Annotated in this window: 8 protein-coding genes, 1 rRNA gene and 1 other annotated feature; of the genes, 8 read left to right on the forward strand and 1 reads right to left on the reverse strand. The window is 31.3% G+C overall.

Features of this window, described 5'->3' with window-relative positions; genetic code table 11:
• The 4 genes from rrf to KQI30_RS16270 all read left to right on the forward strand — a co-directional run.
• Positions 1 to 111 (forward strand): 5S ribosomal RNA (rrf, locus tag KQI30_RS16260); the annotation flags it as partial.
• Positions 112 to 246: 135 nt separating this feature from the next.
• On the forward strand, positions 247 to 609 hold the full coding sequence (locus KQI30_RS16265) for a C-GCAxxG-C-C family (seleno)protein (RefSeq protein ID WP_216464399.1): 363 nt from the start codon (positions 247 to 249) through the stop codon (positions 607 to 609).
• 69 nt (positions 610 to 678) lie between these two features.
• A complete protein-coding gene (locus KQI30_RS17435) occupies positions 679 to 801 on the forward strand; it encodes a hypothetical protein (RefSeq protein WP_294346356.1) in 123 nt (40 codons plus the stop codon).
• A gap of 184 nt (positions 802 to 985) precedes the next feature.
• Positions 986 to 2,089, forward strand: a complete 1,104-nt coding sequence (locus KQI30_RS16270; protein ID WP_216464400.1) for a M20/M25/M40 family metallo-hydrolase — start codon at positions 986 to 988, stop codon at positions 2,087 to 2,089.
• A gap of 89 nt (positions 2,090 to 2,178) precedes the next feature.
• Here the strand turns inward: KQI30_RS16270 and KQI30_RS16275 are convergent, their stop codons facing one another.
• Entirely contained in the window at positions 2,179 to 2,817 is a 639-nt protein-coding gene (locus tag KQI30_RS16275; RefSeq protein ID WP_216464405.1) for a methyl-accepting chemotaxis protein, read from the reverse strand.
• 136 nt (positions 2,818 to 2,953) lie between these two features.
• Positions 2,954 to 3,206, forward strand: a binding site (T-box leader).
• Positions 3,207 to 3,250: 44 nt separating this feature from the next.
• Here KQI30_RS16275 and KQI30_RS16280 point away from each other — a divergent pair.
• From KQI30_RS16280 to KQI30_RS16295, 4 genes are read left to right on the forward strand one after another with little or no spacing between them, the layout of a single operon-like run.
• Positions 3,251 to 3,730 carry an Lrp/AsnC family transcriptional regulator gene (locus KQI30_RS16280; RefSeq protein ID WP_216464401.1) on the forward strand — a complete coding sequence of 160 codons (480 nt, stop codon included), beginning with the start codon at positions 3,251 to 3,253 and terminating at the stop codon, positions 3,728 to 3,730.
• Entirely contained in the window at positions 3,727 to 4,902 is a 1,176-nt protein-coding gene (locus tag KQI30_RS16285) for an aminotransferase class I/II-fold pyridoxal phosphate-dependent enzyme (RefSeq protein WP_216464402.1), read from the forward strand. The genes KQI30_RS16280 and KQI30_RS16285 overlap by 4 nt, the downstream gene beginning before the upstream one ends.
• Positions 4,903 to 4,924: 22 nt before the next feature.
• Entirely contained in the window at positions 4,925 to 5,731 is an 807-nt protein-coding gene (locus KQI30_RS16290) for a rhomboid family intramembrane serine protease (protein ID WP_216464403.1), read from the forward strand.
• Between the two features lie 25 nt (positions 5,732 to 5,756).
• On the forward strand, positions 5,757 to 6,398 hold the full coding sequence (locus KQI30_RS16295) for a site-2 protease family protein (RefSeq protein ID WP_216464404.1): 642 nt from the start codon (positions 5,757 to 5,759) through the stop codon (positions 6,396 to 6,398).
• The last annotated feature ends 280 nt before the right edge of the window (positions 6,399 to 6,678 follow it).

Here is a 6,678-nt window from a genome sequence, read left to right on the forward strand (position 1 = left end):
ATGATGCCTCTAAGGGATACACCCGTTCCCATACCGAACACGATGGTTAAGCCTCAGAGGGCCGATGGTACTGCACGGGAGACTGTGTGGGAGAGTAGGATGTTGCCAGGTAAGGAAAAGGAGTCTTGAGAATATTCTCAAGACTTTTTTATTTCAAGAATTTATATAAATATATATTATAAAAATTATAGATTGTAATATTATTTTTTATATAATATATTTATATATAAGAAGGGCGGGGGAAAAATGAAAGTATCAGATTATCATAAGCAAGGATATAATTGTGCAGAAGCAATGATAAGAACATATAATGAAGAGCATGGAACTGATATACCTATAAGTTTAGGAAGTGGTATGGGCAGTGGATTTGCATCAGGAAGTTTATGTGGAGCTATATCAGCAGCAACTATTATCATAGGTTATTTAACAGGAAGAAAAGAAAGTACAGAAAGTAATATGGCTAGAGTATATACAAAAGAGATGATGGATGCTATAAGAGAAAAATATAATACACATCTTTGTAAAGACTTTAAGGCTAATAAAATAACTTGTGCAGAAATAGAAAATTATACTTATGATGTTTTAGTAGATATATTAAAATCAGTGTAATAATTTACATGGTATTAAAATTGCCTATAAGCTAAAACTTATATTGATAGCTTATAGGAGGTGTAGAAAATGACAAAGGAAAAGAAAACAGCAGAAGATAACAAGTGGTCAGGAGAACATAAATGTTGTTGTGGTCATAAAAAGAATAAATCTGCAACTGATAATCAATGGACTTCTACTAATAAGAACTGATAGAGTATTGATTTTAAACATACCTTATAGTAACATATAAGAAATAAAGGGGTGTCTCATTTTAGATTTGAGGCACTTTTTTAGTTAATTACAAAAGATATACACATAAAGTAGATTATTTATGATAAAAATGTGGATAAGTACATAAAGTTTTTATTATATTGTGGATAAGGGAGAACGAGCGATGAAAAATGATAGAATTGTGGAAAGATTTTTAGAGTATGTGCAAGTTGATAGCGAAACTAAAAATGAAGGTGCATTTGCTAAGAGATTAAAAGAAGATTTAGAAAAGTTAGGTTTCGAAGTTTATGAAGATAATGCTGGGGAAAAAGTTGGATCAAATACAGGAAATTTAATTGCTACTTTAGGGGGAAATGAAGGTTCTGAAACTATAATGTTTAGCTGTCATATGGATACGGTATCTCCTGGAAATGGTATTAAGCCTGTAGTTAAAGATGGAGTTATATATAGTGATGGTACTACTATATTAGGTGGTGATGATAAAGCTGGAATAGCTGCTTTGTTAGAAGCCATTGTTAAGATGAAAGAAGAGAATATAGATCATTGCAATATTCAATTTATCTTTACTATAGCAGAAGAAGGTGGATTATTTGGATCTAAGAATTTAGATTATTCTAAATTAAAAGGTAATAAGTGTTTTGTACTAGATAGTGGTGGTGATATTGGAACAATAGTAACAAAGGGACCAGCTCAGGATAAGATATCTGTAGTGATAAAGGGAAAACCAGCTCATGCAGGAGTTTGTCCAGAAGAAGGTATAAGTGCTATTGAAATAGCATCAAAGGCTATTAGTAATATGAAATTATTAAGAATTGATGAAAATACTACTGCTAATATTGGAAAGATTACAGGTGGGGTGGCTACTAATATAGTATGTCCTGAAGTTAAGATAGAGGCTGAGGCAAGAAGTACTGTTATAGAAAGTTTAGATGAACAAACTAGTCATATGGTTAAGACATTTAAAGCTGTAGCAGAATCTTTTGGTGGTGTTGCTGAAGTTGATGTTGAGAGAATGTATGGAGAATTTGTAATCGAAGAAAATGAAGAGATAGTTGATATGGCTAAGAATGCTATTAAGGCGTTAGGTATAGAGCCGATTGTGGCATCAACTGGTGGTGGTAGTGATACTAATATTTTTAATGGTAATGGTATAAAGTCAGTAAATTTATCTAGTGGAGAAAGAGCACCGCATACTTTACAGGAACATGTATACATCAAAGATTTGGAAATTTTAAGAGATTTAGTTATTGAATTAATAAAAGAATAAAATAGCTACTATTAATAAAAAATGGAGATATCGCATTAACACATGAAAAGTTGTAAGCGATATCTCCTTTGTGCGATAGCCTCATTTTTTTACGTATTCTCTACTAAGTTGTGAGAAATGTTTTGAATAGAATTTACTTGTGTATAAATTTCATTAAATTCACTTTGTAGTTCTTCTAGGTTTGAAGTCATTGTATCTATAGATAAGTTTGTAGATTCATTTATAGATTTCAAGTGGTTCATATTAGATTTAATTGCATCTCCTTGATTGTGTAGTACAGACATTAGGGAGTTTATATCTTTTATATGGTGAACCATAGAGCTTTGCATAGTGAAGACTTCATCAAAGTCAGAATAAGAATCTGAGATTGATTTTATATTAGTATCTACTATGGCACTAGTGGAATCTATAGCATCTACTACACGTGTAGTATAGTCATTTACATCTGATAGCATATTTTTTATATCGTCAGCTGCTTTATTAGAAGATAAAGATAAATTCTTAATTTCTGAAGTAACTACCATAAAGCCTTTTCCAGCTTCACCAGCTCTTACATCTTCTATAGAAGCGGTTAATGATAGTAGAGTAGTTTGTTCTGCTAGTCCGTTTATTATTGTAACAGCATTAAGAATTTCTTTTGTTTTTTCTTCTAAAGCTAAGTTAGATTCAGATACGCTACAATTAAGAGTATTTACAGAGTCAGATAATTGTTTTGCTAAGTTATTTATATCATAAGCTGAAAATTTGAATAGACTTTTTTATGTAAACGATGTTAATAAATAATTAATCAATATACTATTGAATTAGAGAATATATATATTTATAATAAAGTAATAAGCCATTTAATCGTAAAATATATATACTATAAAGATAGTGATAAGAAATAGTACCTTTAAATGATTCTTTTAGAGAGCTGAAGATATGGTGGAAATTCAGTAGATAGTTTAAAGAGAAGCAGTCTTTGAATCTCATGCTGAGAACTAGACAGTTAATAGTCTAATGTAGGTTATGACGTTATCCTTACGTTATAGAGGATGGATTTATATAATTCAACTGAGTGAGCAGTAATTTTATTGCTTATTAGGGTGGTACCGCGAAGCAAACCTTCGTCCCTTTTTGGGATGGAGGTTTTTATATTATATAGAACAGGGGGCAATTATTATGGAAGAAATCTTAGAGATTTTAGAGAAGAATAGCAGATATACTGATGAACAAATTGCTGTAATGGTTGGTAAGTCAGTAGAAGAAGTAAGAGATGCTATAAGAGAGTATGAAGAAAAAAGTATAATAGCAGGATACACAACTCTTGTTAATTGGGAGAATACTGGTAAAGAAACAGTTACAGCTTTAATCGAAGTAAAGATAACACCTCAAAGGGGTGAAGGCTTTGATAAGGTAGCTGAAAGAATATACAAATTTCCACAAGTAAAGGCTTGTTATCTAATGTCTGGTGGATTTGATTTAACAGTTATAGTAGAAGGTAAGACTATGAAAGAAGTGGCTATGTTTGTTTCAAGTAAATTAGCAGTTCAAGAGCATGTTTTAAGTACTGCAACACATTTTGTTCTTAAGAAGTATAAAGATCATGGTATGATGTTTAAAGAAAAGAAATTGGATGACAGGGAGGCTATATTTATATGAGACTAGAGGATATGATTTTAGATAATGTTAAGAAGATGCCTCCATCAGGTATAAGAAAATATTTTGATATGGTAAATGAAATGGAGAATGTAATTTCTTTAGGAGTAGGAGAACCAGACTTCGTTACACCTTGGAATGTAAGGGAAGCTGGAATATATTCATTGGAAATAGGAAGTACACATTATTCATCTAATGCTGGATTTATTGAGTTACGTGATGAGATATGCAAGTACTTAGATAGAAGATTCAATTTAAAGTATGATCCAAGAAATGAAGTATTAGTTACTGTAGGTGGAAGTGAAGGGATTGATGTAGCTCTTAGAGCTTTAGTAGGTCCTGGTGATGAAGTAATAGTTCCTGAACCAAGTTTTGTAGCTTACAAGGGATGTACAGCATTTACTGGTGCTACAGCTAAGGTTATAAATCTTAGAGCAGAGGATCAGTTTAAGTTAACAGCAGAAATGTTAGAAGAGGCTATTACAGAGAAGACTAAGGTAGTTATCTTGCCGTTCCCTAATAATCCTACAGGGGCAATTATGACTAGAGAGGAACTTAAACCTATTGTTGATGTATTGAAAGATAAAAATGTTATTATTTTATCTGATGAAATATATGCTGAGCTTACTTACGGCGAAAATCATGTATCTATAGCTAGTTTCCCAGAAGTTAGGGACAAGACATTGCTTATTAGTGGATTTTCTAAAGCTTATGCAATGACTGGATGGAGATTAGGTTATATATGTGGACATCCTATATTAATGGATGCTATTAAGAAAATACATCAATATGCACTTATGTGTTCACCTACTACTGCACAATATGCAGCTATTGAGGCACTTAAAGGTGGCGATGATAGTGTAAAAGAGATGGTTAAAGAGTATAATAGAAGAAGAAGAGTATTGGTAGATGGATTTAAAAAATTAGGGTTAGATTGCTTTGAACCTTTAGGAGCATTTTATGTATTTCCATGTATAAAATCTACTGGATTAACATCAGATGAGTTCTGTGAAAAACTTCTTATGACTGAGAAGGTCCTTACAGTACCAGGTAATGCTTTTGGTGAATGTGGGGAAGGCTATATAAGAGCATGTTATGCATCATCTATGGAAAACATAATGGAAGCATTAAAAAGAATAGAAAGATTTCTTGAAAAAAATAGAGATAAAGTATAAAGAAAAATAGGGAGGAAAATTTGTGAGTTGGTTAGATAAACTTGAGAGAAAGTTTGGGAAATATTATATTCATAATTTGATAACGGTAGTTGTAGTTGTCAATGCTATAGTGTATTTCTTAGCACTTATAGGTGGAGATTCTGCTAATATGACCAATCTTATGCTTATACCGCAGAATGTTTTACATGGTGAGATATGGAGACTTATAACATTTATCTTTATACCACCGACAACTTCACCATTGTGGATAATATTTAACTTATTCTTTTTCTACTATGCTGGAAAAGGGTTAGAACAAGCCTGGGGTGGCTTTAAAGTTAATGTATTGTATATTACAGGAATGATTCTTACAATAATAGCATCATTTATTACAGGATGGCCAGCATGGAGCGATGGACTACAATTAATGGTCATAATAGCTTTCGCATTATCATATCCTGATGTTGAAATATTATTTTGGGGTATTATACCACTAAAACTTAAATATCTTGCAGTTTTAGAATTAGTATTTCTTGTAGTGGAGTTAATAAGAGTTCCATTTATAGGATATATAATAATAGAAATAGCACCATTAATAGCTATTCCGATATTCTTTGGAAAAATGTTAATGACAAACATAAAGTATGCTAAGAAGAAGAATGATAGAAGAAAAAGTAACTTAAAGGTTATAAAGGGATATACACATAAATGTACTGTTTGTGGATTAACAGATATACAAGATCCTGATATGGACTTTAGATATTGTTCTAAATGTGAAGGAAAGCATTGTTACTGTAGTAATCATATTATGAATCATCAGCATATAACTACAAAAGAAAAATTAAAATAGAGTTTTATGTTGGGGGAAAAATATTATGATGAGCTCAGTAAGGGAATTAATAATTACCGTTGTAACGGTATTAATAGCTATATCAATGCATGAGTTAGCTCATGGATATGTATCTTATAAGTTAGGTGATCCGACACCTAAAGAAGATGGAAGATTATCTTTAAATCCTCTGGCTCATCTTGATTTAATGGGGACATTATGTCTGATATTTTTTAAGTTTGGATGGGCAAAACCTGTAAAGGTTAATCCATATTACTACAAAAAACATAAGTTAGGAATGGTTTTAGTAGCAATTGCAGGACCAATAATGAATTTTATTCTTGCATTTTTTAGTATTGCCATAATTGGAGTAATAATAAAATTAACCGATGGATATCTAGGAAAAGTGTATTATAACATATATTTGTTTTTTCAATATTTAGCTCTTATAAACATTGGACTTGGAGTTTTTAATTTAATTCCTGTGCCACCATTAGATGGATCAAAGGTGTTAAGTGCTATCGTACCGGAAGATAAGTATTTTTCATATATGAAATTTGAGAAATATGGGTACATTGTATTGATGGTATTGCTTTTTACAGGGGTTTTAGATATACCATTAGATTATGTAAGAGAAGCTATTACAAATGGTATGACAGGAATAGTGTCTGCTGTACTGTCATTGTAAATGGATAAATTTAGTTGTTATTTTTATAAAAATGTATTAATATATAGTTATAAATGATATGAAATAGCGATGAAGCTGTTACACAAATGTGATATGATACCTCTAAAGTAGACATGGTAAATAACCAAAATCTACTTTGGAGGTATTTTTTATGGGAAGACAATATAAATATTCTTTTGAAGATAAAATCAAGGCATCAAAAGATTATATTTCAGGAACTAGAAGTTGTCGTCAAATATGTTTAGATCTTGGAATTAAGTATGGTAATACTCGCGGTGGT

This window comes from Clostridium bornimense, assembly GCF_018917145.1.
GTDB classification, from domain to species: domain Bacteria; phylum Bacillota; class Clostridia; order Clostridiales; family Clostridiaceae; genus Clostridium_AN; species Clostridium_AN bornimense_A.

Excerpts from the sequence above, each read along its gene's own strand:
- KQI30_RS16265 (WP_216464399.1), top strand. The coding sequence starts at position 247 with ATGAAAGTATCAGATTATCATAAGCAAGGATATAATTGTGCAGAAGCA.
- KQI30_RS17435 (WP_294346356.1), top strand. The coding sequence starts at position 679 with ATGACAAAGGAAAAGAAAACAGCAGAAGATAACAAGTGGTCAGGAGAA.
- KQI30_RS16270 (WP_216464400.1), top strand. The coding sequence starts at position 986 with ATGAAAAATGATAGAATTGTGGAAAGATTTTTAGAGTATGTGCAAGTT.
- KQI30_RS16280 (WP_216464401.1), top strand. The coding sequence starts at position 3,251 with ATGGAAGAAATCTTAGAGATTTTAGAGAAGAATAGCAGATATACTGAT.
- KQI30_RS16285 (WP_216464402.1), top strand. The coding sequence starts at position 3,727 with ATGAGACTAGAGGATATGATTTTAGATAATGTTAAGAAGATGCCTCCA.
- KQI30_RS16295 (WP_216464404.1), top strand. The coding sequence starts at position 5,757 with ATGATGAGCTCAGTAAGGGAATTAATAATTACCGTTGTAACGGTATTA.